Annotated in this window: 25 protein-coding genes; 10 read left to right on the top strand and 15 right to left on the bottom strand. The window is 65.0% G+C overall.

What is annotated here, in order from left to right:
• The first annotated feature begins 31 nt into the window (after positions 1-31).
• Positions 32-901 carry a LysR family transcriptional regulator gene (locus ACSBM8_RS03175; protein WP_442680219.1) on the top strand — a complete coding sequence of 290 codons (870 nt, stop codon included), beginning with the start codon at positions 32-34 and terminating at the stop codon, positions 899-901.
• Between the two features lie 6 nt (positions 902-907).
• On the opposite strand, the gene lpdA is transcribed toward ACSBM8_RS03175, so the two are convergent.
• The 4 genes from lpdA to ACSBM8_RS03155 form a co-directional block, all read right to left on the bottom strand.
• Positions 908-2,305 carry a dihydrolipoyl dehydrogenase gene (gene lpdA, locus ACSBM8_RS03170; RefSeq protein WP_442680218.1) on the bottom strand — a complete coding sequence of 466 codons (1,398 nt, stop codon included), beginning with the start codon at positions 2,303-2,305 and terminating at the stop codon, positions 908-910.
• Positions 2,298-2,654: an endonuclease domain-containing protein gene (locus ACSBM8_RS03165; RefSeq protein WP_442680217.1), complete on the bottom strand. Its 357-nt coding sequence runs from the start codon at positions 2,652-2,654 to the stop codon at positions 2,298-2,300. The genes lpdA and ACSBM8_RS03165 overlap by 8 nt, the downstream gene beginning before the upstream one ends.
• Positions 2,655-2,791: 137 nt before the next feature.
• Positions 2,792-3,124, bottom strand: a complete 333-nt coding sequence (locus ACSBM8_RS03160) for an acyl-CoA thioesterase (protein ID WP_442681475.1) — start codon at positions 3,122-3,124, stop codon at positions 2,792-2,794.
• A 53-nt stretch (positions 3,125-3,177) separates the two neighbouring features.
• Positions 3,178-4,503, bottom strand: a complete 1,326-nt coding sequence (locus ACSBM8_RS03155) for a pyruvate dehydrogenase complex dihydrolipoamide acetyltransferase (protein WP_442680216.1) — start codon at positions 4,501-4,503, stop codon at positions 3,178-3,180.
• Positions 4,504-4,614: 111 nt separating this feature from the next.
• On the opposite strand from ACSBM8_RS03155, the gene ACSBM8_RS03150 reads away from it, so the two are divergent.
• The 4 genes from ACSBM8_RS03150 to ACSBM8_RS03135 all read left to right on the top strand — a co-directional run bounded on the left by ACSBM8_RS03150 (position 4,615) and on the right by ACSBM8_RS03135 (position 6,385).
• Positions 4,615-5,070, top strand: a complete 456-nt coding sequence (locus tag ACSBM8_RS03150) for a universal stress protein (protein ID WP_442681474.1) — start codon at positions 4,615-4,617, stop codon at positions 5,068-5,070.
• An 84-nt stretch (positions 5,071-5,154) separates the two neighbouring features.
• Positions 5,155-5,583 carry a PaaI family thioesterase gene (locus ACSBM8_RS03145; protein WP_442680215.1) on the top strand — a complete coding sequence of 143 codons (429 nt, stop codon included), beginning with the start codon at positions 5,155-5,157 and terminating at the stop codon, positions 5,581-5,583.
• Complete coding sequence (locus tag ACSBM8_RS03140; protein ID WP_442680214.1) at positions 5,580-5,987, top strand: PaaI family thioesterase; 408 nt, start codon at positions 5,580-5,582, stop codon at positions 5,985-5,987. Before ACSBM8_RS03145 ends, ACSBM8_RS03140 begins: the two co-directional genes overlap by 4 nt.
• Positions 5,987-6,385: an EVE domain-containing protein gene (locus ACSBM8_RS03135; protein WP_442681473.1), complete on the top strand. Its 399-nt coding sequence runs from the start codon at positions 5,987-5,989 to the stop codon at positions 6,383-6,385. Before ACSBM8_RS03140 ends, ACSBM8_RS03135 begins: the two co-directional genes overlap by 1 nt.
• Before the next feature lie 269 nt (positions 6,386-6,654).
• On the opposite strand, the gene ACSBM8_RS03130 is transcribed toward ACSBM8_RS03135, so the two are convergent.
• From ACSBM8_RS03130 to typA, 3 genes are all read right to left on the bottom strand, one after another.
• Positions 6,655-6,840: a hypothetical protein gene (locus ACSBM8_RS03130; RefSeq protein WP_442680213.1), complete on the bottom strand. Its 186-nt coding sequence runs from the start codon at positions 6,838-6,840 to the stop codon at positions 6,655-6,657.
• Positions 6,841-6,902: 62 nt separating this feature from the next.
• The gene (locus ACSBM8_RS03125) at positions 6,903-7,499 is read right to left on the bottom strand and encodes a phytanoyl-CoA dioxygenase family protein (protein WP_442681472.1); all 597 of its coding nucleotides are present in this window, start codon (positions 7,497-7,499) and stop codon (positions 6,903-6,905) included.
• Between the two features lie 80 nt (positions 7,500-7,579).
• A complete protein-coding gene (gene typA / locus ACSBM8_RS03120; RefSeq protein WP_442680212.1) occupies positions 7,580-9,412 on the bottom strand; it encodes a translational GTPase TypA in 1,833 nt (610 codons plus the stop codon).
• Positions 9,413-9,615: 203 nt separating this feature from the next.
• Here typA and ACSBM8_RS03115 point away from each other — a divergent pair, with 203 nt between their 5' ends.
• Both ACSBM8_RS03115 and ACSBM8_RS03110 read left to right on the top strand, forming a co-directional pair.
• Positions 9,616-10,833, top strand: coding sequence for a toxic anion resistance protein (locus ACSBM8_RS03115; protein ID WP_442680211.1), 1,218 nt, complete (start codon positions 9,616-9,618; stop codon positions 10,831-10,833).
• Positions 10,834-11,013: 180 nt separating this feature from the next.
• Positions 11,014-11,721, top strand: a complete 708-nt coding sequence (locus tag ACSBM8_RS03110; RefSeq protein ID WP_442680210.1) for a hypothetical protein — start codon at positions 11,014-11,016, stop codon at positions 11,719-11,721.
• A 9-nt stretch (positions 11,722-11,730) separates the two neighbouring features.
• Here the strand turns inward: ACSBM8_RS03110 and ACSBM8_RS03105 are convergent, their stop codons facing one another.
• Positions 11,731-12,051: a metalloregulator ArsR/SmtB family transcription factor gene (locus tag ACSBM8_RS03105; RefSeq protein WP_442680209.1), complete on the bottom strand. Its 321-nt coding sequence runs from the start codon at positions 12,049-12,051 to the stop codon at positions 11,731-11,733.
• An 84-nt stretch (positions 12,052-12,135) separates the two neighbouring features.
• Here ACSBM8_RS03105 and ACSBM8_RS03100 point away from each other — a divergent pair, with 84 nt between their 5' ends.
• On the top strand, positions 12,136-13,065 hold the full coding sequence (locus ACSBM8_RS03100; protein ID WP_442680208.1) for an acyl-CoA desaturase: 930 nt from the start codon (positions 12,136-12,138) through the stop codon (positions 13,063-13,065).
• Positions 13,066-13,115: 50 nt separating this feature from the next.
• On the opposite strand, the gene ACSBM8_RS03095 is transcribed toward ACSBM8_RS03100, so the two are convergent.
• From ACSBM8_RS03095 to ACSBM8_RS03075, 5 genes are all read right to left on the bottom strand, one after another.
• Positions 13,116-13,685 (bottom strand): ClpP family protease, encoded by a 570-nt coding sequence (locus tag ACSBM8_RS03095; protein ID WP_442680207.1) that lies wholly within the window; start codon positions 13,683-13,685, stop codon positions 13,116-13,118.
• A gap of 190 nt (positions 13,686-13,875) precedes the next feature.
• Positions 13,876-14,901 carry a DNA polymerase III subunit delta gene (holA, locus tag ACSBM8_RS03090; protein WP_442680206.1) on the bottom strand — a complete coding sequence of 342 codons (1,026 nt, stop codon included), beginning with the start codon at positions 14,899-14,901 and terminating at the stop codon, positions 13,876-13,878.
• The gene (gene lptE / locus ACSBM8_RS03085; RefSeq protein WP_442681471.1) at positions 14,898-15,398 is read right to left on the bottom strand and encodes an LPS assembly lipoprotein LptE; all 501 of its coding nucleotides are present in this window, start codon (positions 15,396-15,398) and stop codon (positions 14,898-14,900) included. The genes holA and lptE overlap by 4 nt, the downstream gene beginning before the upstream one ends.
• A gap of 5 nt (positions 15,399-15,403) precedes the next feature.
• A complete protein-coding gene (leuS, locus tag ACSBM8_RS03080; protein ID WP_442680205.1) occupies positions 15,404-18,001 on the bottom strand; it encodes a leucine--tRNA ligase in 2,598 nt (865 codons plus the stop codon).
• A gap of 5 nt (positions 18,002-18,006) precedes the next feature.
• Positions 18,007-18,447: a DUF3576 domain-containing protein gene (locus ACSBM8_RS03075; protein ID WP_442680204.1), complete on the bottom strand. Its 441-nt coding sequence runs from the start codon at positions 18,445-18,447 to the stop codon at positions 18,007-18,009.
• A 221-nt stretch (positions 18,448-18,668) separates the two neighbouring features.
• Here ACSBM8_RS03075 and ACSBM8_RS03070 point away from each other — a divergent pair, with 221 nt between their 5' ends.
• Positions 18,669-19,391, top strand: a complete 723-nt coding sequence (locus tag ACSBM8_RS03070; RefSeq protein WP_442680203.1) for a hypothetical protein — start codon at positions 18,669-18,671, stop codon at positions 19,389-19,391.
• On the opposite strand, the gene ACSBM8_RS03065 is transcribed toward ACSBM8_RS03070, so the two are convergent.
• On the bottom strand, positions 19,381-19,914 hold the full coding sequence (locus ACSBM8_RS03065) for a thiamine phosphate synthase (protein WP_442680202.1): 534 nt from the start codon (positions 19,912-19,914) through the stop codon (positions 19,381-19,383). The two genes, ACSBM8_RS03070 and ACSBM8_RS03065, sit on opposite strands and share 11 nt — an antisense overlap.
• A 22-nt stretch (positions 19,915-19,936) precedes the next feature.
• On the opposite strand from ACSBM8_RS03065, the gene ACSBM8_RS03060 reads away from it, so the two are divergent.
• Entirely contained in the window at positions 19,937-20,608 is a 672-nt protein-coding gene (locus tag ACSBM8_RS03060; RefSeq protein WP_442680201.1) for a YggS family pyridoxal phosphate-dependent enzyme, read from the top strand.
• Positions 20,609-20,612: 4 nt separating this feature from the next.
• Here ACSBM8_RS03060 and ACSBM8_RS03055 read toward each other — a convergent pair whose 3' ends face one another.
• The gene (locus ACSBM8_RS03055; RefSeq protein WP_442680200.1) at positions 20,613-21,134 is read right to left on the bottom strand and encodes a GNAT family N-acetyltransferase; all 522 of its coding nucleotides are present in this window, start codon (positions 21,132-21,134) and stop codon (positions 20,613-20,615) included.
• Between the last annotated feature and the right edge of the window lie 2 nt (positions 21,135-21,136).

Raw genomic sequence — 21,136 nt, 5'->3', positions numbered from 1 at the left:
ACAGAGCCATGAGCTTGATTCATGACGGGACGTGGATCGCGCCCAACTGCCCCTGAATGCCCTGCGTGCGTTCGAAGCCGCCGCGCGGCATCTTAATTTCACGCGTGCGGCGATCGAACTGTGCGTCAGCCAGGGCGCCGTCAGCCATCAGGTGGCGGCGCTGGAGCAACGTCTGGGAACGCCGCTGTTTCGCCGCCTGCCGCGCGGACTGGCCCTGACCGCGGAGGGTCAGGCGCTCGTTCCCGCCGTGGCCGATGCGTTCGACCGGATCGGCGCGACGCTGGATCTCTATGCCGACGGCAGATTGCGCGAGGTATTGAACGTCGGCGTCGTCGGCACCTTCGCGACCGGCTGGCTGCTTCCTCGGCTCGACGCTTTTCATCGCGGCCATCCGGGCATCGACCTGCGCCTGATGACCAACAACAATCGTGTCGATCTTGCCGGCGAAGGCCTCGACGTGGCGATCCGCTTCGGCAACGGCGCCTGGCACGGCATGCATGCCGATCCGATCCTGGACGCGCCCCTGGCGCCCTTATGCAACCCGGCGACGGCGGAACGCCTGGGCGAGCCGGCGGCGCTGGCGCGCGAGACGCTCCTGCGCTCCTACCGCGCGGACGAATGGCCGCTATGGTTCGAACAGGCAGGGGCGCCCTGCCCCTCCCTGCGCGGGCCGGTATTCGACACCTCGCTTGCGATGGTGGCAGCAGCCCAGGGCGGATTCGGGGTCGCGCTCGCCCCACCCGCCATGTTCTCCGACGATCTGATCGCCGGCCGGCTGGTCCAGCCGTTCGCGATCGAGATCACGACCGGCGGCTATTGGCTAACGCGACTCATGTCCCGCAAGGACAGCCCGGCCATGGCGGCGTTCCGCGCATGGCTTAAGGATGCGGCGACCGGCTGACCGTCGTCAGATGTGGATCACCTTACCATAGGCCGCCAATACGCTTTCGTGCATGGCTTCGCTCAGCGTCGGGTGCGGGAAGATCGTTTCCATCAGGTCCGCTTCCGTTGTCTCGAGCTGCTTGGCGACGGTGTAGCCCTCGATCAGCTCGGTGACTTCCGGGCCTGCCATATGCGCGCCGAGCAGCTCGCCGGTCTTGGCGTCGAATACCGTCTTCACGAAGCCCTCCGCCTCGCCCAGCGCGATCGCCTTGCCGTTGCCGATGAACGGGAATTTGCCGACCTTCACCTCGAAGCCCAGCTCCTTCGCTTTGGCCTCCGTATAGCCGACGCTCGCCACCTGGGGCCGCGAATAGGTGCAGCCGGGGATCTTCAGCACGTCCATCGCGTGGGGGTGGTTGCCCGCCATATGCTCGACCGCGATGATGCCCTCATGGCTTGCCTTGTGCGCCAGCCAAGGCGCACCGGTGATATCGCCGATCGCGTAGATGCCCTCGACATTCGTGCGGCACATTTCATCGATCACGACATGGCCGCGCGCGGTTTCGATGCCGAGCGTTTCCAGTCCGATATTCTCGGTATTGGGCACGATGCCGACCGCGACGATGACATGACTGAATTCCTGTGTCTCCGTCTTGCCGTTGGGCAGCTTGATCGTGGCGGTGACCGAACGCCCCGGCTTCACATCGAGCTTTTCGACGCCATGCTTCGGCAGGATCTTCATGCCCTGCTTTTCGAACTGCTTCTGGACGAAGGCGGAAACCTCATGATCCTCGACCGGGAGGATCCGATCGAGCATTTCGACGATGGTGACCTTCGCACCCATGTCCGAATAGAAGCTGGCGAATTCGCAGCCGATCGCGCCCGATCCGATCACCAGCAGGTTGGTCGGCATCTCGCTCGGCGTCATCGCATGGCGATAGGTCCAGATGCGATCGCCGTCCGCCTTGGCAAAGGGCAGATCGCGGGCGCGGGCACCCGTCGCCAGGATGATGTTCTTTGCAGCGATGTCGGTCGTCTTGTCGCCATTCTTGACCTGAAACTTGCCCTTGCCGGTCAGGGTGCCGACGCCCTCGACCACGGTGACCTTGTTCTTCTTCATCAGGCCTTTGACGCCGGCATTGAGCTGGCCCGCCACCTTGCGGCTGCGATCCACCACCTTGGGCAGGTCGAACCCCGGCTTGTCGACCGTCAATCCGTAGGACGCGGCATGCGTCATATAATGATAGACTTCCGACGTCCGCAGCAGTGCCTTGGTCGGGATACAGCCCCAGTTGAGGCAAATGCCGCCCAACCGCTCGCGCTCGATGATCGCGACCTTCATGCCCAACTGCGCCGCGCGTATCGCCGCGACATAGCCGCCCGGCCCCGAACCAAGAATTGCAAGATCGTACGTGTCAGCCATGAGTTGCTCCGCTTAGCCCCTCCCCCCTCGCGGGGGAGGGGTTGGGGAGAGGGGGCAGCGCGGCAAGCACCGCGCTGAGAACGCCCTCTTCATTGTTAAGGATATCGGTGTTCCAGAAGCGAATTACACGCCAGCCCTGCGCTGCAAGCCACGCGTCGCGCCGGGAGTCATATGCGCTCTCACTATGTTGCCCGCCGTCCGCCTCGATAATCAATCGCGCAGCAGGACAGGCAAAATCGACAATGTAATTGCCGATCGGAAGCTGACGCCTGAATTTCCAGGCCTCCAACCGCTTGGCCCGCAGCAATTTCCACAAGCGCTGCTCCGCATCAGTCTGGTTCTTCCGCAACGAACGCGCGCGATCCTTGATGCCCCCTCTCCCCAACCCCTCCCCCACAAGGGGGGAGGGGCTAAGGCTCCCGGGATCCCCACTAAAGCCTCTCTCCCCTTGCGGGAGAGAGGTTGGAGAGAGGGGAACTGCCTGATTCACTCGCGTATCACCCGCGGCCGCCCATCGTCGCCAATGGCCACAAACGTGAACAGCGCATGTGTCACGCGGTCGGTTTCCTCACCCGCGCGCACACGGCGCCAGGCCGAAACCTCGATCTTCATCGACGACCGTCCGGTCGTGACCACATTGGCATAGACGGAGACGACATCGCCGACCTTGACCGGGCGGTGGAACGTCATGCCGTCGATCGCGATCGTCACTGCGCGTCCGCGCGAAAAACGCGCGGCGACGGTGCCGGCGGCCGAGTCCATGATGCTCAGCAGCCAGCCGCCGAAAATATCGCCATAGGGGTTGGTGTCCGCCGGCATGGCGACCACCCGGATGGCGGGCTCTCCGGTGGGAAGTTCCGGATCGTCGCTGCTCAAGCCAGCATGCCCAGCGGGTTTTCGCACAGGCGCTTGAACGCCGCCATGAAGGCCGCGCCGTCGGATCCGTCGATCGCGCGATGGTCGAAGCTGCCGGTTGCGCTCATCACGGTCGCGATCTGCAGGCTGTCATTGACGACATAAGGCCGCTTCTCGCCCGCGCCGATCGCGAGGATCATCGCCTGCGGCGGGTTGATGATCGCCTCGAACTGCTTGATTCCGAACATGCCCATGTTGGACAGGCTCGCGGTGCCGCCGGCATATTCGTGCGGCTGCAGCTTGCCCTCGCGGGCGCGGCCGGCAAGATCCTTCACTTCGTTGGCGATCGCCGACAGCGACTTGGTATCGGCGCTGGTCACGACCGGCGTGATCAGCCCGCCGGGGATCGAAACCGCGACCGAGATATCGGCACGCTTGAACTGGATCAGCGTGTCGCCCGCAAACTGCACGTTCACTGCCGGCACTTCCATCAGCGCCACCGCCTGCGCCTTGATCAGCATGTCGTTGACCGACAGCTTCACGCCGCGGCTTTCCAGTCCCTTGTTGAGCTCGCCGCGGAGCTTCAGCAGCGCATCCAGATTGATGTCGACCGTCAAATAGATGTGCGGGACGGTCTGCTTGGATACGCTGAGGCGGCGCGCGATGGTCTTGCGCATGTTGGACAGCTTGGTCGTTTCCGACGGCACGCCCTCGGGCGCGGGCGCGGGTGCGGCTGCGGGACGGGACGCCTCGGGCGCGGCCGCCTGAGGCGCTGCGGTAGCCGGCTTGGCCGCGCTGGGCTTGGCGCCTTCAAGATCCGCCTTGACGATGCGGCCGTTGGGGCCGGAGCCCTTCAGCGTGCCAAGGTCCACGCCCTGCTGTTCGGCCAGGCGGCGCGCAAGCGGGCTCGCCTTGACCCGGGATTCGCCGCTTTGCGTTACGGATGAAACCTTATTGGTCTCTTCCGGCGTGGGGTCGGTGGCCGGGCTCGCGCCATAGCCCTTCTCGGCCGCCGCCGGCTCCTTGGCAGGGGCAGCCGGCGCGGATTCGGCCTTCGGGGCCGCGGGCGCCTTGGTCTGCGCGGCGGCCGAGGCATCTTCTCCCTCGCCAGCCAGAATCAGGATGGTTTCACCAACTTTAACGCCGTCGGAGCCTTCCGGGACGAGCAGCTTGGCGACGACGCCTTCGTCGATCGTCTCAAACTCCATCGTCGCCTTGTCGGTTTCGATCTCCGCGAGGATATCGCCCGACTTGACAGTATCGCCCTCCTTGACGAGCCACTTCGCGAGTGTGCCCTCCTCCATGGTGGGGGACAAAGCGGGCATCTTGATCTCGATCGGCATAGGTGAGCGGGCCTCTCCGGGCGGGGCAAACAGGCGCGTCCTTTCGGACAGCATGCCGTGATGGTCAAGGCTCGCTTGCCACAAGTGCCGGAACGCGCGATCTTATCGCACGTGCGCACCTATCTAACCGTTATCGACGATCAGCCTGAGGCGCGGACCGCCTTGCGCTTCGCCGCGCGCCGCGCCGCCAAGACCGGTGGGGCGATCGCGATTCTCGCGCTCGTGCCCGCCGCCGAGTTCGTTCAATGGTCCGGCGTCCAGGCAGCGATGGAGGAAGAGGAACGGTTGCGGGTCGAGGGCATGGTCGCCGAAGCGGCCGGCGCCCTAATCAAGGAAACCGGCCTCAAGCCTGAGATCATCGTCCGCCATGGCGAGCCGGTGGCGGTGGTTCAGGGCCTGTTGAAAGAAAAACCGGATATCGCCGCCTTGGTGCTAGGTGCCGCCAAGGAAGGTGGCCCGGGGCTGTTGGTCGCCCATTTCGCCGGCGCGGATGCGGGCAAGATGCGCTGCCCGGTGATGATCATCCCGGGCTCGCTCAGCGACGAGGCGATCGACCGGCTCAGCTGATCGGCGGGACCGCCCATCAAACTATTATTTCCCCCGCGCCCCCTACCGCTTGTCCCCGTAACCTGGCTTCCATATGCGACAGGCATGCCCGAGCGCTTCGACCCTGTGACATTTCTGGCCTCGGCCAAGGGCGGCCACATCATGGCGTTGGGGCTGCGCCATGTCGCCCATGGCGCCGACTGGTGCGAGTTCGCCTTGGCCTATGATCGGCGCCTCGTTTCCGACGCGACCAGCGGCATCCTCGCCTCCGGCCCGATCGTTTCTTTGATGGATACGGTTGCGGGCTTCGCGGTCTGGGTGCGCCGGGGCGCGTTTGCGCGGCAGGCGACGCTCGACCTGCGGCTGGATTATCTGCGCCCGTCGCGCGTTGGCCAGCCCGTGATCGGCCGCGCGGAATGCTATCGTCTCACCCGCCGCGTCGCCTTCGTGCGCGGGGTCGCGCATGATGGGGATGCAGCCGATCCGATCGCGCACCTGGCCGGCACATATATGCTGCTGGGGGACGCCCAATGAGCGCGGTCACGCTGCTTCCTTATGCCGATTTCCTGGGCATTCAGGTGCATGGCGAACATGGTGGTGCGCCGCTGCTGGTCATGCCCTTTTCGGAAGGCTTGCTGAACCTGCAGGGCGGGCTGCACGGCGGCGCCATCTCCGGCCTGCTGGAGATTGCCGCCATCGCCGCGATCGACGCCACGCTGGAGGATCAGGATCAGGCACGTGCGATCTTCAAGCCGATCACCGTGACCGTCGATTTCATGCGGCCGGGCCTTCCCGCCGCCGTTTATGCCTGCGGCGAGGTTATCCGCGTCGGCGGCCGCATCGCGAACGTCGCCGTCAGCGCTTGGCAGGACGATCCGGATCGCCTCATCGCGGCGGCGCGGATGAACCTCGCCATCGGCAATCCAGGAGACGCATGATGCGATATTGGCTGCTTCGGTCGGAGCCGGACGCGTATAGCTGGGACGATCTGGTGCGCGACGGGGGGACCGAATGGAATGGCGTGCGCAACTATACCGCGCGCAACTTCCTCAAGGAGATGCAACCCGGCGATCAGGCGATCTTCTACCATTCCAACACCGAGAAAGCGGCGGTCGGGATCATGGAGATCACCCGCGCGTGGCAGCCGGATGGCGACGACGGCAAATGGGCAAGCGTGGCCGTGAAACCTGTGCGCAAGCTGGCGAAGCCGGTCCCGCTGGAGGCGATCAAGGCAGCGCCCGCGCTGCAGGCGTTGGAAATGCTGCGCCAGTCGCGCCTGTCGGTCACCCCGGTGCGCGCGGAGGAATGGGCCGCTATCCTGACGATGGCCGACTGAGGGACCGTCGCTACCCTTGCGCCCGATTCGCCCGAGCGCCGCTTTTACGAGGATTTCGGAATCCGCAACGGCGCGCGGATCGGCTGCCTGGCGCATTCGTGATGCACCCAACTTACATGCTGCTGCCGATTACGAACTGATTGCCGCCCCGATATCGCCGCTGGCGAGGAGTTGACGGCCCGATATGCGAGCTTTGGCCTGAATCGCTGAACGCGATGCCGGGTATAGCCCGGACGCCGCATCGAGCCGGCGTCCGGGCAAACCAATAGTTATGCTGCGGTGGTGGCGCCGCTTCGCGGGGAACTGCCGCCGCCGAACTTGCCGGCAAAGCCCTTCGCGGAATTCAGAACCTTGTCGCGGCGGTCCTTGCTGCTGAGAAAGGCGGCGGCGACGCCGCCCAGAGCCAGCCAACCGAACGTCGTCAGACCGCGTTTCTGTGTCACCGTGTCAGCCATGATATGCCTCCATATTGAGGAGGCTAAACGGCATCGCCTGCGAGGACGTTCCGCGACCAGGGTCAAACGCCCCGAAATTCAAGACCATCCGAGAGCGGCGCACACGTATAATCGATCTGCAGCACACGCCGCCGCGCGGGCCGTGTGGCGGCTGAGGAGGCATGCAGGATCAATGTCGCGTACAACCACACGTCTCCGCGTTCGGCCAAGCAGGGGAAGATGTCCGATCGCTGCACCAGGGGCTCGATGTCGGCCTCCATCACGACGCCACAAGCATGGCTGCCGCGCGCCACCAGCAGGGGCGCATTATCGTCGGGCACCGGATCGAGATGGACCCGAAGCGTGACCATATTCGCCAGCACATCGGCCGGCGGCGCCACATGGATCATGCCCTGCTTGCGGGTCCAGGGGCCATATCCCGGAACATCGCGGCGTTCGCGCACTACGATGGTGCGGTCCTGATGCCAGCCCAGCGACCAGTTCGTCTTTTCGGTCTTGTCGAACAGGATGGCGCGGACGGGAAAGCTGGCGGGCCCCAGCACCGCCGCGGCGATCTGCCCGATCGGGCTATTGCCGTCGAGGTGGCGGCGAAGGTCGCCATTGCCGCCCAGGCGGATGCCGGCGCGATCTTCAGGAAGACCGGCCAACGCCGCCTCGATGTCCGCCAGCGCAGATTCGGAAACCGCGCGGCGAAACCGCCGCGCGCCATCCTTTTCAAACGTCAGGTCGTCGGACGCGCTCAGGCGGCCTGCTTGGCCCGGCTCGCACGCTTGCGCTCGTGCGGATCGAGGTAGCGCTTGCGCAGACGGATATTCTTCGGCGTCACTTCGACCAGCTCATCGTCGTCGATATACGCGATCGCCTGCTCTAGCGTCAGACGGCGCGGCGGCGTGAGCCGGATCGCATCGTCCTTGCCGCCGCTCGCGCGGAAGTTCGTGAGCTGCTTGGCCTTCATCGGATTGACTTCGAGATCGTCATTCTTGGCGTTCTCGCCGATGATCATGCCCTCATAGAGCTGCTCACCGGGGGCCACCATCATGATGCCACGCTCTTCCAGCGGGCCAAGCGCATAGGCATTGGCCTCGCCCGAGCCGTTGGAGATCAGCACGCCATTCTTCCGGCCTTCGATATTGCCCTTGTGGGGGCCATATTTCTCAAACAGCCGGTTCATGATGCCGGTGCCGCGCGTGTCCGAAAGGAACTCGCCGTGATAGCCGATCAAACCGCGCGAGGGCGCCGAGAAGGTGATGCGGGTCTTGCCGCCGCCCGAGGGACGCATGTCGGTCATCTCGGCCTTGCGGTTGGCCATCTTCTCGACGACCGTGCCCGAATATTCCTCGTCGACGTCGATCACGACCGTCTCGTACGGCTCTTCGCGGCCATTCTCGCCATCGCGGAACAGCACGCGCGGACGGCTGATGCCGAGCTCGAAGCCTTCGCGCCGCATCGTTTCGATCAGCACGCCGAGCTGAAGCTCGCCGCGGCCGGCAACTTCGAAACTGTCCTTGTCGTCCGATTCGGTCACCTTGATCGCGACATTGCTCTCGGCTTCGCGATTGAGGCGATCCCGGATCATGCGCGACGTGACCTTGGTGCCTTCGCGGCCCGCCATCGGCGAATCGTTAACGGCAAAGCGCATCGACAGCGTCGGCGGATCGATCGGCTGCGCGTGCAGCGGCTCGCTGACGCTCGGATCGGCGATGGTGTTGGAGACGGTTGCGGTGGTGAGGCCGGCGATCGAGATGATATCGCCCGCATTGGCCTCGTCGACGGGCACGCGCTCGAGCCCGCGGAACGCCATGATCTTGGACGCGCGGCCGGTCTCGACGATCTTGCCGTCATTATCCAGTGCATGGATCGGCATGTTGGTCTTGACCGAGCCGGAAAAGACCAGGCCGGTGAGGATGCGGCCGAGGAAATTGTCGCGGTCGAGCAAGGTCACCAGGAACTTGAACGGACCGTCCGGATCGGCGCTTGGCGGCGGCACATGCTCGACGATCTTTTCGAACATCGGCGTCAGCGTGCCTTCGCGCGCATCGGGATCGTCGCTGGCATAGCCGTTGCGGCCGGACGCGAAGAGGACCGGGAAATCGAGCTGTTCGTCGGTCGCTTCCAGGCTCACGAACAGGTCGAACACCTCGTCCAGCACTTCCTGGGTGCGCGCGTCCGAACGGTCGATCTTGTTGACGACTACGATCGGACGCAGGCCCAGCGCCAGCGCCTTGCCGGTCACGAACTTGGTCTGCGGCATCGCGCCTTCGGACGAATCGACCAGCAGGATCACGCCGTCGACCATCGACAGGATGCGCTCCACCTCGCCGCCGAAGTCGGCGTGGCCGGGCGTGTCGACGATGTTGATGCGGGTATCGCCATCCTTGCCGTGCCACTCGACCGAGGTGCACTTGGCAAGGATCGTGATACCACGTTCTTTTTCGAGATCGTTTGAGTCCATCGCGCGTTCTTCCACGCGCTGATTGTCGCGGAAGGTACCGGATTGACGGAACAGCTGGTCGACCAGGGTAGTCTTGCCATGATCGACGTGCGCGATGATGGCCACGTTGCGAAGGCGCATGGTGGTCTTTCGTTTTTGGATTTCGAAGTCGCCGCGCTCTTAGCTGAATTGCGGCGTTGCAACAAGCCGGACGGCTGCATGCCCCCGGATTAGGCAAAAGGTGTGACGGACATACACGCCGGGGATCGCACAGCGGACTATAAGCGTATCACTTGAATAAGACAGCAATTGCCTCCTATCTTGTAACCGACAGGAGATTGACCTTGGCAACCACGGCGACCGAAACGAAGACCGACGAGCTCGTGCTGACGCCCCCGGCACCGGTGCAAGCCATTGCGCCGGCCAAGGCGGCCGGCCTTGTCCCGCTGGACGATGCGACCCGCACCGAACTCGACAAGCGCGTCGGCGCATTCGTGGACGAATTGGCGGAGCTCGATTCGAATTCGCCCGAATTCGGCAAGCGGATCGATACCATCTCCAATCTCGGCCAGAAGGAGATCCGCGACGCCGCGGGCCATTCCAATCGCTTTCTCGATCGCCCGGTGCGTGCGATGGATGGCGAGAATGGCGTCGGCGCCGACCTGGCGGAATTGCGCCGGACGATCGTCGATCTGGATCCGGCCAAGAAGGGCAATCTGCTCGCGCCCAAGAAGCTGTTCGGGATCATCCCGTTCGGCAACAAGCTGCGCAATTATTTCGACAGCTATAAAAGCTCGCAAAGTCACATCTCCGCGATCCTCGTCAGCCTCAAGAACGGCAAGGATGAGCTGCTGAAGGACAATGCCGCGATCGATACCGAACGGCAGTCGCTATGGGCGGCGATGGGCCGGCTGGAGCAGATGATCCATTATGCGCAGACCGCCGACACGCTGCTGGAAGACAAGGCCAACGATCTCGAGACAAGCGATCCGGCCAAAGCCAAGGCGATCCGCGAGAGCGCATTGTTTTACGTGCGCCAGCGCCATCAGGATCTGCTGACCCAGATGGCGGTGACGGTGCAGGGCTATCTTGCGCTCGATCTGGTCAAGAAGAACAATATCGAGCTGATGAAGGGCGTCGATCGCGCCTCCACCACCACCGTCGCTGCGCTGAAGACGGCCGTGACCGTTGCCCAGGCGCTGGTCGGCCAGAAGCTGGTGCTGGAGCAGATCACCCAGCTCAACACCACCACCGCCAACATCATCGATTCGACGGGTGAGATGCTGCGTAACCAGACCGCGCAGATCCACCAGCAGGCGGCATCGGCGACGATCCCGATCGAAACGCTGAAGCGCGCCTTCCAGAATATCTACGACACGATGGATGCGGTCGATCGCTTCAAGCTGGAAGCGCTCGATTCGATGAAGACTACGGTCACCAGCCTGTCCTCGGAAGTCGAAAAGTCGCGTGGCTATATCGCGCGGGCCGAAGGCGCCGCCCAGGCGCGGCTGACGTCCGGCGGCAGCACGCCCGCCGCCGAAGACCCGTTCAAGGCGATCTGATGCGCGCCCGCGGCCTCGTCTCCTCCCCGAGTTTTCTCGGGAAGGGGGACCATCGCGCAGCGATGGTGGAGGGGAAAACTATCGAGCGTTCGGCCTCTCCCCTCCACCACGCCTGCGGCGCGGTCCCCCTCCCCGTTCCGGGGAGGAGACAAACGCAGTCTCCTCGCGAGTCCCAATCTGATGCCCGATCCTAACCGCGTGATGGCCGATGCCGAGGCGCTGCTGCAGCGCGTCTCGCCCGAGGGCCGCAGGCTGGCCCAACGCCAGCGCCAGCGCCGCAACCGTGCGCTGATGCGCGCCTTCCTCCGCATCGCCGCCGCGGTGGCTGCAATCCTCGTTGCCGCGGTGGCCTGGGGAATCGTGATCGGGCCGATCGGTCAGATGGGCTTCCTTGCCGTGATCGTGGCGATGGCGATTGCCGCCGGGGTGATCTTCGCGATGAGCCACGAGCCGGAGGAAACCGCGCAGAGCCTTGCCGCCAGCGACATCACCCTGTTGCCGCAAAAGACCGAAGCCTGGCTGCAGCGGCAGCGGCCGGCCTTGCCCGCGCCAGCGCAGCGCCTGGCCGACGGGATTGGCCTCAAGCTCGAGGCGCTCGCCCCGCAGCTCGTTAATCTCGATCCGCGTGAACCCGCAGCCGCGGAGGTCCGCAAGCTGCTGGCGACCGAATTGCCGGAGCTGATCGACGGCTATACGCGCGTCCCGGCGGGCCTGCGCAGCGACGACCGCAACGGCGTCGCCCCGGACAAACAACTCGTCGAGGCGCTTGGCTTGGTCGACAGCGAGCTCGCCCGCATGAGCGCTGATCTGGCGACCGGGGATCTCAACAAGCTCGCCACCCAGGGCCGTTACCTCGAGCTCAAATATAAGGACGATCAGAGCCTCTGAACGCGCGCCCTAGTCCGGGTCGCCCGAACGCTCCTGCGCCTTTTTCGCGCTCTCCGCCCGCAGCGGCCGGGCAACCGGGCACACCTCCTGCACATAGGAATTGAGCGTGTTGGCGAGGCTGGAGGGGATCAGCCGGTAATAAACGAACTGACCGCGCTTATCGCTGGCGACCAGACCGGCATTCTCCAGCACGGCAAGATGCTGTGACACCGCCGGTTTCGACATATCGAACCGCGACGCAATGTCGCCCGCGCTCATCTCAGAATGGGCAAGGTAGGCCAGGATCTTGCGGCGCGTAGCGGAGGCGAGCGCCTCGAAAACCTTCTGCATCGCTTCATTTAAGCAGTAAGTTAATCGCTTGACAACCAATCTCAGCTATTTAAGCAATACGTTAATTACTTCGAGAGGGCGATCATGAGCGAGCAAGCGGATTCCTGCGCGGTCAACACCTTGGTCGAGATACCGGGCTGCGATCCGGTCGCGGGCCGCGTGGTCTGGGATCCGGCCCACTCCCTCTGGAATGGTGGAATGCTCCTCGCCACGCTGGTGCTGGCGCCGCTGCTATTCAGCTGGATGGCGTTCGCGGCGTTCCTGCTGCTCACTGGCACGACCTTGCTGCTCGGCCACAGCGTCGGCTTTCACCGCCGCCTGATCCATCAAAGCTTTAACTGCCCCCTGTGGCTGGAGCGGACCCTGGTCTGGTTCGGAACACTCGTCGGGATGAGCGGACCCTTATGGATGATCCGCACCCATGATCTGCGGGACTGGGCCCAGCGCCAGCCGGCGTGCCACGATTATCTCGCGCACCGACAGCCGATGCTGATCGATGGCCTGTGGCAATTGCATTGTCGGCTACGCCTTGATCGCCCGCCCGCCTTCGATCTGGGACGCGTCGGGCGCGATCCCTTTTACCGCTTCCTCGAACGGACGTGGATGGCGCAGCAGGCACCGCTCGCATTGCTGCTTTATGCGATCGGCGGATGGGGCTGCGTGGTCTGGGGTATCTGCGTACGGGTGTGCGTTTCGGTGAGCGGCCACTGGTTTGTCGGGCACCTCGCCCATCGCCGCGGGCCACAGACATGGCTGGTAAAGGAGGCGGGCGTTCAGGCGCATGACGTGCCGTGGGCCGCCGTCCTGACGATGGGCGAGGCGTGGCACAACAACCACCATGCCTTCCCTGGGTCTGCACGGATCGGGCTATATCCCGGGCAGAGCGATTGGGGCTACGCCTTCATCCGGCTGCTGACGCGATCCGGACTTGCCTGGAATGTCAGGCTGCCAAGCGCAATGCCGATGCGCCGGGAGACGCTATCCAAGGCGGCTACTGCTACCCTGCCCTCCTGACCCATGCGACAGAGGGCGAAGAACGTGCGACCGCGGCCGCCTCGACAGGCCTAGATCACCGCGACGACCAGGCCGAGGTCCTGCGCCTGCTGCGCGTCCAGATACCAGTTGGACGGCGTCTTTTCGAGCAGCTGCTCCATCGTCAGACGCGACCCCCTGATCAGATTTTCAAAGCCCTCATTCTGGATGGCGATCGACGCCTCGATCTCATGCAGCGACGCCCGCACGACCTCAATCGCACTGGTCAACGGCCCCTCTATGGCCAGCTGTTTGTGCATCTGGCGCTCGTGCACCATCAGCCGCGTCCCCCGCGTCAGATAGCGGTTTTCCCGCGCGAAGAAGCTCATTAGCGTGACGCCGGCGGAATAGACGGCGGTCTTGCCCAGGAACACGAAGCTCCGGCTCTGGTCGGTCTGGCTGTGGAAGCGCATATCCTCCCCGATCATGCGCGCAACCTCCGGATCGCCGCCCAGCGTCGACAGCTCGATCACGATCGTCCCCTCGGAAGGTGCCGCATCCAGCTGATCGCGAAACCGCGCATACATCTGATCGTCGACCGTGCCGGCGAGCAGGATCGCGGGATTGAGGAAGCTCTTCGGGTCGAGCGTTTCAGCAGTCATTCTGCACCTGTGAATTTGGTCGAAGCCTCCGAAATCCTCACGATGCGATTGGTTGCGCCAGCAACGACGAAGAAATCATCCGTTCGCGCTGGGCTCGCCGATGGGCCGCCTTTTCCACGCTCAGCGCAAAACGCAGCGCTTCCATCCGCTCAGCACGAACCGATGAAGCGCACGACCCGCTACGTCGGTTTCAGCGACGCTTCGCCGCAAAGCGGGTGATCGTCATCACCTCTTCCTCGACCAGCGCGCTGCCGGGATAACCGGGCGCTTTCACATGCCGTTCGGCCTCCGCCAGCCGCGTCAGCGCGGTGGCCAGCGCCGCCGGGGTCCAGCGGGCAAGCTGCGCCTGGATGATCGGCTTTTCCTTCCAGAAGATCGCCCGCCCCGCCGTTTCCATCACGCGGTCGATGCTCTCGCCTTCCGCCATCTGCCCGCGCAGCTGTGCCAGCTGCAGCGCGCGCCGGGAGAGCGCCCTGATGACGGGAATATCCTCAATCCCCTCGCTGGCCAGCCGAGCCAGCTCGTCGTCGGCCTGCTGCGGCTGCCCGGAAAAGACCGCATTGGCGAGCTTCGATAGATCGCCCTCCTCGGTCGCGGCGCCGAGCGCATCCAGCGCGTCCTGCTCCAGCGGCTTCGGCCGGTCCGGCGCCGCGTCGACGTAGAGCGCCATCTTTTCGAGTTCGCGGCTGATCAGCGCGCGGTCGCCATTGCATACCGCCGCCACCCGAACGGCGACATCGTTGCGCAGTTGCAGGCCCAGCTCCCGCCCGATGTCGACCGCCAGCGCCGCCGCATTGCGCCCCTCGGGCACATAACTCAGATGGGAAAGCGCCGCATCGCTCGCCTGGACCAGCTTCACCAGCTTGGAATCCTTGCGCAACGCGCCCGCGATCGCGGCCACCGGATTGCCGGCCGCCGGCGCTTCCAGCAAGGCCTGCACCGCTTCGACCGCATCGTCCGTCGCCGGATCGAGCCGGATCCAGTTCTTGCCGCCGAACAAGCTGATCGCGGCGGCTTCATCGGCCAGGCGGGCCGGGTCCGCTTTCAGCGCGGACGACGTCAGATCGATCCGCTCCGCCTCCGCGCCGATCGCGACCCCCAACCGATCCGCCAGTGCGCGCGATCCGGCCTCGTCGGGACCGTACATCAGATAGAGGCGGATGCTCGGATCGGCGCTGTCCAGCGCGCGGCGGAACCGGGCTTCTTCGGGCTTCATTCCGACGGCGGATGCTGCCGGGCAAAGAGCGCCACGCGCGTCACGATCTGATCCGCCACCTCGCCCGACAGCCGCTCCAGCGCGGTCTGCTCGGCGGCGATCACGGCATATTCCGACGTCACGACGTCGATACCGGCATCGGATTGGGCGGTCGTATCCAGCAACACCGCCTGGTTCGACGTATCGACCAGCTTGAAGCGCGCCCGCAGCGTGCGCCGCTCGCGCGTCACCGTATTATTCGATCGGATGCCAAAGCCCGTAATCTGATCGTCCAGCAGCACGTCCAGGCGATATTTCGACGCGCCATGTCCGTTCGCACCAAGACGGTCCATCAGGGCATTGCGCATCAGCCAGCCTTGCTGACCGGCAATCTGGCCAACCTCGATCCCGCTCAAAGTGCGCGCCACATTGCCATGGCTGCCGCCTGCATACATGGGCTGCAGGCCGCAACCGGCCAGCGGCAAGCTTATCGACAGGAGACAGGCAAGGCGCAGCATCGGCTTCATGCGACGATGTTGACCAGCCGATCAGGAACGACAATCACTTTCTTCGCGGCTGCCCCCGCCAGGATCGCCTGAACCTTGGGCGAAGCCAAGGCGAGGCCTTCCATTGCGCCCTTGTCGATGCCCTTGGCCACCGTCAGCGTATCGCGCAGCTTGCCGTTGACCTGGATCGCGACCGTCACCTCATCCTCGACGAGCATCGCCGGATCGACCTCCGGCCATGGCGCGTCTGCGACCAGCCCCGCACCCCCGATCCGCACCCAGGCTTCTTCCGCGAAATGCGGCACCATCGGCGCGGTCAGGCGGATCAGTGCGCGTGCGGCGTCATCGCGTGCGGCCGACGGCTTGGCCTTTTCGACCGCGCCCACCAGCTCGTACAGCTTGGCCACCGCCTTGTTGAACGACAACGATTCGACATCAGCCGCCACGCCGGCGATCGTTTGGTGGAGCTTGCGCGTCAGCGCCGCATCCGCCCCCTCGCCGCCTTGCACCTGGGTGGCACGCCACAGCCGCTGGACGAAGCGCGCGCAACCCTCGATACCGGAAACGCTCCACGGCAGGTCGCGCTCGGGGGGGCTGTCGGACAGCATGAACCAGCGCACGGCGTCGGCGCCATAATGATCGAGGATCGGCGCCGGATCGACCGTGTTCTTCTTCGACTTCGACATCTTCTCGACGCGGCCGACCTGAATCTCGGGACCTCCATCCTTCAGGAAGGCACCACCTTCGCGCCGGTCGATCTCATCCGGCGAGAAATAGACCGGCCGGCCGGCCGCCTCATCCTGGAGGAAGTAGGTTTCGTGCGTGACCATGCCCTGCGTGAACAGGCCGGTGAAGGGCTCGGCCACGTCGAGCCGGCCGATATGCTTCAACGCCCGCGTCCAGAAACGCGCATAGAGCAGGTGCAGGATCGCATGCTCGACCCCACCGATATATTGCCCCACCGGCAGCCATTGCTCGGCCATGGCGCGGTCGAACGGTTGATCCTTCGGCTGGCTGGCAAAGCGGATGAAATACCAGCTCGAATCGACGAACGTGTCGAGCGTGTCGGTCTCGCGCCGCGCGGGCTTGCCGCATTGCGGGCAATCGACATGCTTCCACGTCGGATGGCGATCCAGCGGATTGCCCGGAATGTCGAAACTGACATCCTCCGGCAGCACCACCGGCAACTGATCCTTCGGCACCGCCACCGGGCCGCAGCCCTCGCAATGAATGATCGGGATCGGCGTGCCCCAATAACGCTGGCGGCTGACGCCCCAGTCGCGCAGGCGGTAGACGGTCGTGCCGACGCCCCAGCCTTCGCTTTCGGCGCGCGCGACGATCGCGCTCTTGGCCTCTTCCGAGCTCAGCCCGTCCAGGAAGCGCGAATTGACGATCACGCCCGGATCGGTGTCGGCTTCATCGCCGATCGCATCGGCGGCATTGTCGGCCGACTTGGCGACGACGCGCGTCACCGGCAGCATATATTTGCGCGCGAAATCCAGGTCGCGCTGGTCGTGCGCGGGCACGCCAAACACCGCGCCCGTGCCATATTCCATCAGCACGAAATTGGCGACGAAGACGGGCAGCTTCCAGCTCGGATCGAGCGGATGAACCGCGCTCAGGCCGGTGTCGAAGCCCTTCTTTTCTGCCGTCTCGATCTCGGCGGCGGCGGTGCCGGTGTGGCGGCACTCGTCGATGAACGCCGATAGGCCGGGCGTCCCGTCTTTCAGCGCCTGCGCCAGCGGGTGATCGATCGATACCGCGACGAACGACGCGCCGAAGATGGTATCGGGCCGGGTCGTGAAGACCTCGACGTCGGGGAAGCGCGCTTCGACTTCGCTCAGCACGAACGGCTCCGAGGATGAGACGCCTTCCCCGTTCGTCCTGAGCGAAGTCGAAGGACGTTCCAGCGCGAATCGGAACCGCAAACCCTTGGATCGACCGATCCAGTTGGCCTGCATCAGCTTCACCTTGTCGGGCCAATGCTCCAGGCTATCCAGCCCGTCCAACAGCTCGTCGGCAAAGTCGGTGATCTTCAGGAACCACTGGCTGAGCTTGCGCCGCTCGACCAGGGCGCCCGAGCGCCAGCCGCGCCCGTCGATCACCTGCTCGTTGGCGAGCACGGTCATGTCGACCGGATCCCAATTGACCGCGCTTTCCTTGCGATAGACCAGACCGGCGGCATACAGGTCCAGGAACAAGGCCTGCTCCTGCCCGTAATATTCGGGCTCGCACGTCGCCAGTTCGCGGCTCCAGTCGAGCGCGAAGCCCAGCCGCTTCAGCTGCGCCTTCATCGCCTCGATATTGGCGCGCGTCCACGCGCCGGGATGGACGTTCTTTTCCATCGCCGCATTCTCGGCCGGCATGCCGAACGCATCCCAGCCCATCGGGTGGAGCACTTCCATGCCGCGCATCCGGCGATAGCGCGCCAGCACGTCGCCCATCGTATAATTGCGCACATGCCCCATGTGGATGCGCCCCGACGGATAGGGGAACATCTCCAGCACGAAGCTTTTGGGCTTGGGGGAGGCGTCGTCGGCGTGGAAGGTGCCGCGTGTTTCCCACTCCCGCTGCCAGCGTGCGTCGCTGTGGCGGGGCTCGAACCGTTCGCTCACCTGTGTCAGCCGTTCGCGGCGGCGTTGCGCCTCAGGTCGCGGGCCTTCTGCAGGATGATCTCTTCCAGCTTCGCGTTGGTTGCCGCCTGAACCGCCGCATCGACCCACTGGCCGTTCTGATAGACTTGGCGCGCTGCCGCGACGCGCACCACATCGGCGCGCAAGGCGGAGTCGAGGATCGAGACGGAAACCTTCATCCGCTCGGTCGGTACGGCCGGATTGAGATACCAGTTGGTGATGATCACGCCGCCATTGCTGTCCGTCTGCGCGATCGACATGAAGGACAAGGTGTCCAGCGCCGCCCGCCACAGATAGGCATTGACGCCGATCGTGGTGATGTTGACCGGAGCGATCTGCGGCTCCTTCACCTTCTTGCGGGCGTCGGCAGCCCCGGCGAGGCTGGCGATCATCAGAAGGCCGATCAGGGAGCGGGAAGAACGGATCATACGGTCGAAAAACCTTTGAGGTCGGGCTGGCGGCGCCGTTATAGAAGCTCGACGCCTGCCCGCAAGCCGGCTGCGGCGGAGTGCGCGCCGCCAAATATTCATCCGCACGCCATAAAATGTGGAGACGCTGCAACATATCGAAATGATTCGGTACGTTGAGCGGAACGGAGTTGCTTGCGGGGGGTAGCGGCTTTCTGCAGTGCGACACATATGGGGCTCAAATGAAAACGATTCGCGGGAGATTTGGGAAGTGGGGCGGCGCCGTTGCGCTGGCAGCCCTGCTTGTCGTCCCCGCCACATCGGCCGATGCTAAGGTGCGCAAGCGCAGCCGCCCCGCATCGGCGGAGCTCGCGCCTGGTTTCAGCGCCTTTACGCCGGCCGCGGCCGATCCCCGTCTCGCCGCGCAATTCGCACGCAGCGGGCTTGGCACGGGCGCCTTCAACGACAGTGCATTCCGCTTCACGCCGTCGGGCCCCGGCGCCAGCCGGCGTGCGATCACCGTTGCGGTACGTTCGCGTGCCATTTCGCGTCAGCAGGCGGCCCACGCTTTGGCGCTGCCCAGCGACGGCCTTGCGCCCTTTGCCTACAGCCTCGGCGCCTCGGTCGGCTGGAAGCGCTTCGCGCTTTCGGGTGACGTGCAAAAGGTCGATGGCGGCCTGTTGCCCACCACGCGTGAATCGGCCGATCTGGGTCTGATCTTTTCCGGCAAGCGCTGGGCGACCGAATTGCAGGTTGCCGGCGAACGTTCGACCGGCACGCATAACAGCCCGATCGGCCTGGATGATAGCTGGTCGGTCGGCGTCGGCGGTTCCTATGCCATCTCGCAGCGCTTCAACGTAACGGGCGGCGTCCGGTACAAGACGCAGCGCGATCAGCTGCAGAGCCTGGCTGACGATCGCCGGGACAGCCAGGCCGTCTATCTGGGTACGACCTTCAAGTTCTAAGCCATGCGTCGATCGCAGCCCAGCCATGGGCATGCAACGGCGCCATTCCGCGAAATCGCTGACGATCCATTCCGCCCAACGCGGCCACCGGCACGCGTGATCTTTGCGCCCACAATCCGAACCTGATCCTGCCGAGCCCCTTGGCCTCCGGATGGGAGCGGGTCGCGAACACGGGCGAGAGCAACACCATGTCCGCCCGCGCCGTCATAATCTCGCGGACATCATGCGCCGGCGCGGTGCGTAGCATCGGCCGCGTCGTCCGAACGTGCGGCGACCGTCCATGGGCACCGTCGGCCCGCCATGCCGCCGCCTGTCGCAACGGTCCGGCCAGGATCAGCACCAATTGGCGCCGCCGCGCGATCCGGCGCACCTGCTCGAACACCGCCCGCCGCCCCGGCACCCTATAATGCCGAAAGATCACGCCGCTTCCGCGCGGCACGCGCTCCAGCGCCTGCCACAGCGCGGCGCCCATCCGCGGATCGGTCATCAGCCATAGGCGCGGGAGAGGCTGGCGGGATCGCATAGCGCTCGCCTATAGCCGCGCCATGCTGTCGACCGATACTCCCGCCGCGCGCCTGGCCGCGGTCCGTGAAAAGCTTGGCCGCGCCGCGCGCGCGGCGGGCCGTGCGCCCGAGGCGATCGAACTGATCGCCATATCCAAGACCCATGCCGCCGAGGAGATCCTCCCCTTGATCGAGGCCGGTCAGACCAGCTTCGGCGAGAATCGGGTGCAGGAGGCGCAGGGCAAATGGCGCGACCTGAAGGCAGCGCATCCCGCCGTCCGCCTGCATCTGGTCGGTCAGCTCCAGTCGAACAAAGCGGACGACGCGGTCCTTCTGTTCGACGCGATCCATTCGCTCGACCGCCCCAGCCTCGCCGACGCGCTCGCCAAGGCCATTGCCAAGGCGGATCGCCACCCGGTGCTGTTCGTGCAGGTCAATATCGGCGAAGAAGCGCAGAAGGGCGGGTGCGCGATCGCCGACCTGCCCGGCCTGCTGGCGCATTGCCGCGGCATCGACCTGGCCGTGGCAGGACTGATGTGCGTCCCGCCCGCCGATACCGAGGCTGCACCCTATTTTGCGTTGCTGGCCAAGCTGGCGCGCGACCATGGTCTCGACCAACTCAGCATGGGCATGTCCGGCGATTATGAAACCGCGACGATGCTGGGCGCGACCTGCGTGCGGGTCGGAACCGCGCTGTTCGGCGCTAGGCCCTAAGCGCCTACGCCGTCACATCCTGCAACGGCTTGTCGAGGACAACGAGCGTGAAGGGCGGATCGAACGGGATTGGAAACGCCCGCCGCTCGCCGGTGAGCCGATAACCCCGTCGCTGATAATAATCGATCAGGGCCGATCGCTGCGACACGACCGACAGTTCCGCCGTGGTCGCGCCGAAGTGGTTGACCGCGGCGCGCTCCGCCTCGGCCAGGATCCGCTGACCCAGCCCCGTGGCCTGCCGCTGCGGATTGACCGTCAGCAAACTGATATAGGCGATGCTCGGCGCGTGGCGCGTCAGCTGCACGCAGCCGACGATGCGCGCGCCATCGACCGCCAGCAGCAGAAGATCGTCCGGATTGTCGAGCGAAGCCGCCAGCGCGTCCTGGCTGGTGCGCGGCCCTTCGATCAGATCGGCCTCATGCGTCCAGCCAGCCCGCGCGCTTTCGCCCCGATAGGCGCCTTCGATCAGTGCATGCAGCTCCGGCAGGTCGTCCCGCTGGGCCGGCCGAAAAATCAGATCAGACATTA

The sequence above is a fragment of the Sphingomonas sp. ASY06-1R genome (assembly GCF_052180265.1).
In the GTDB taxonomy this organism is placed as follows: domain Bacteria; phylum Pseudomonadota; class Alphaproteobacteria; order Sphingomonadales; family Sphingomonadaceae; genus Sphingomonas_I.
This window is presented reverse-complemented; position numbering and strand designations above follow the sequence as displayed.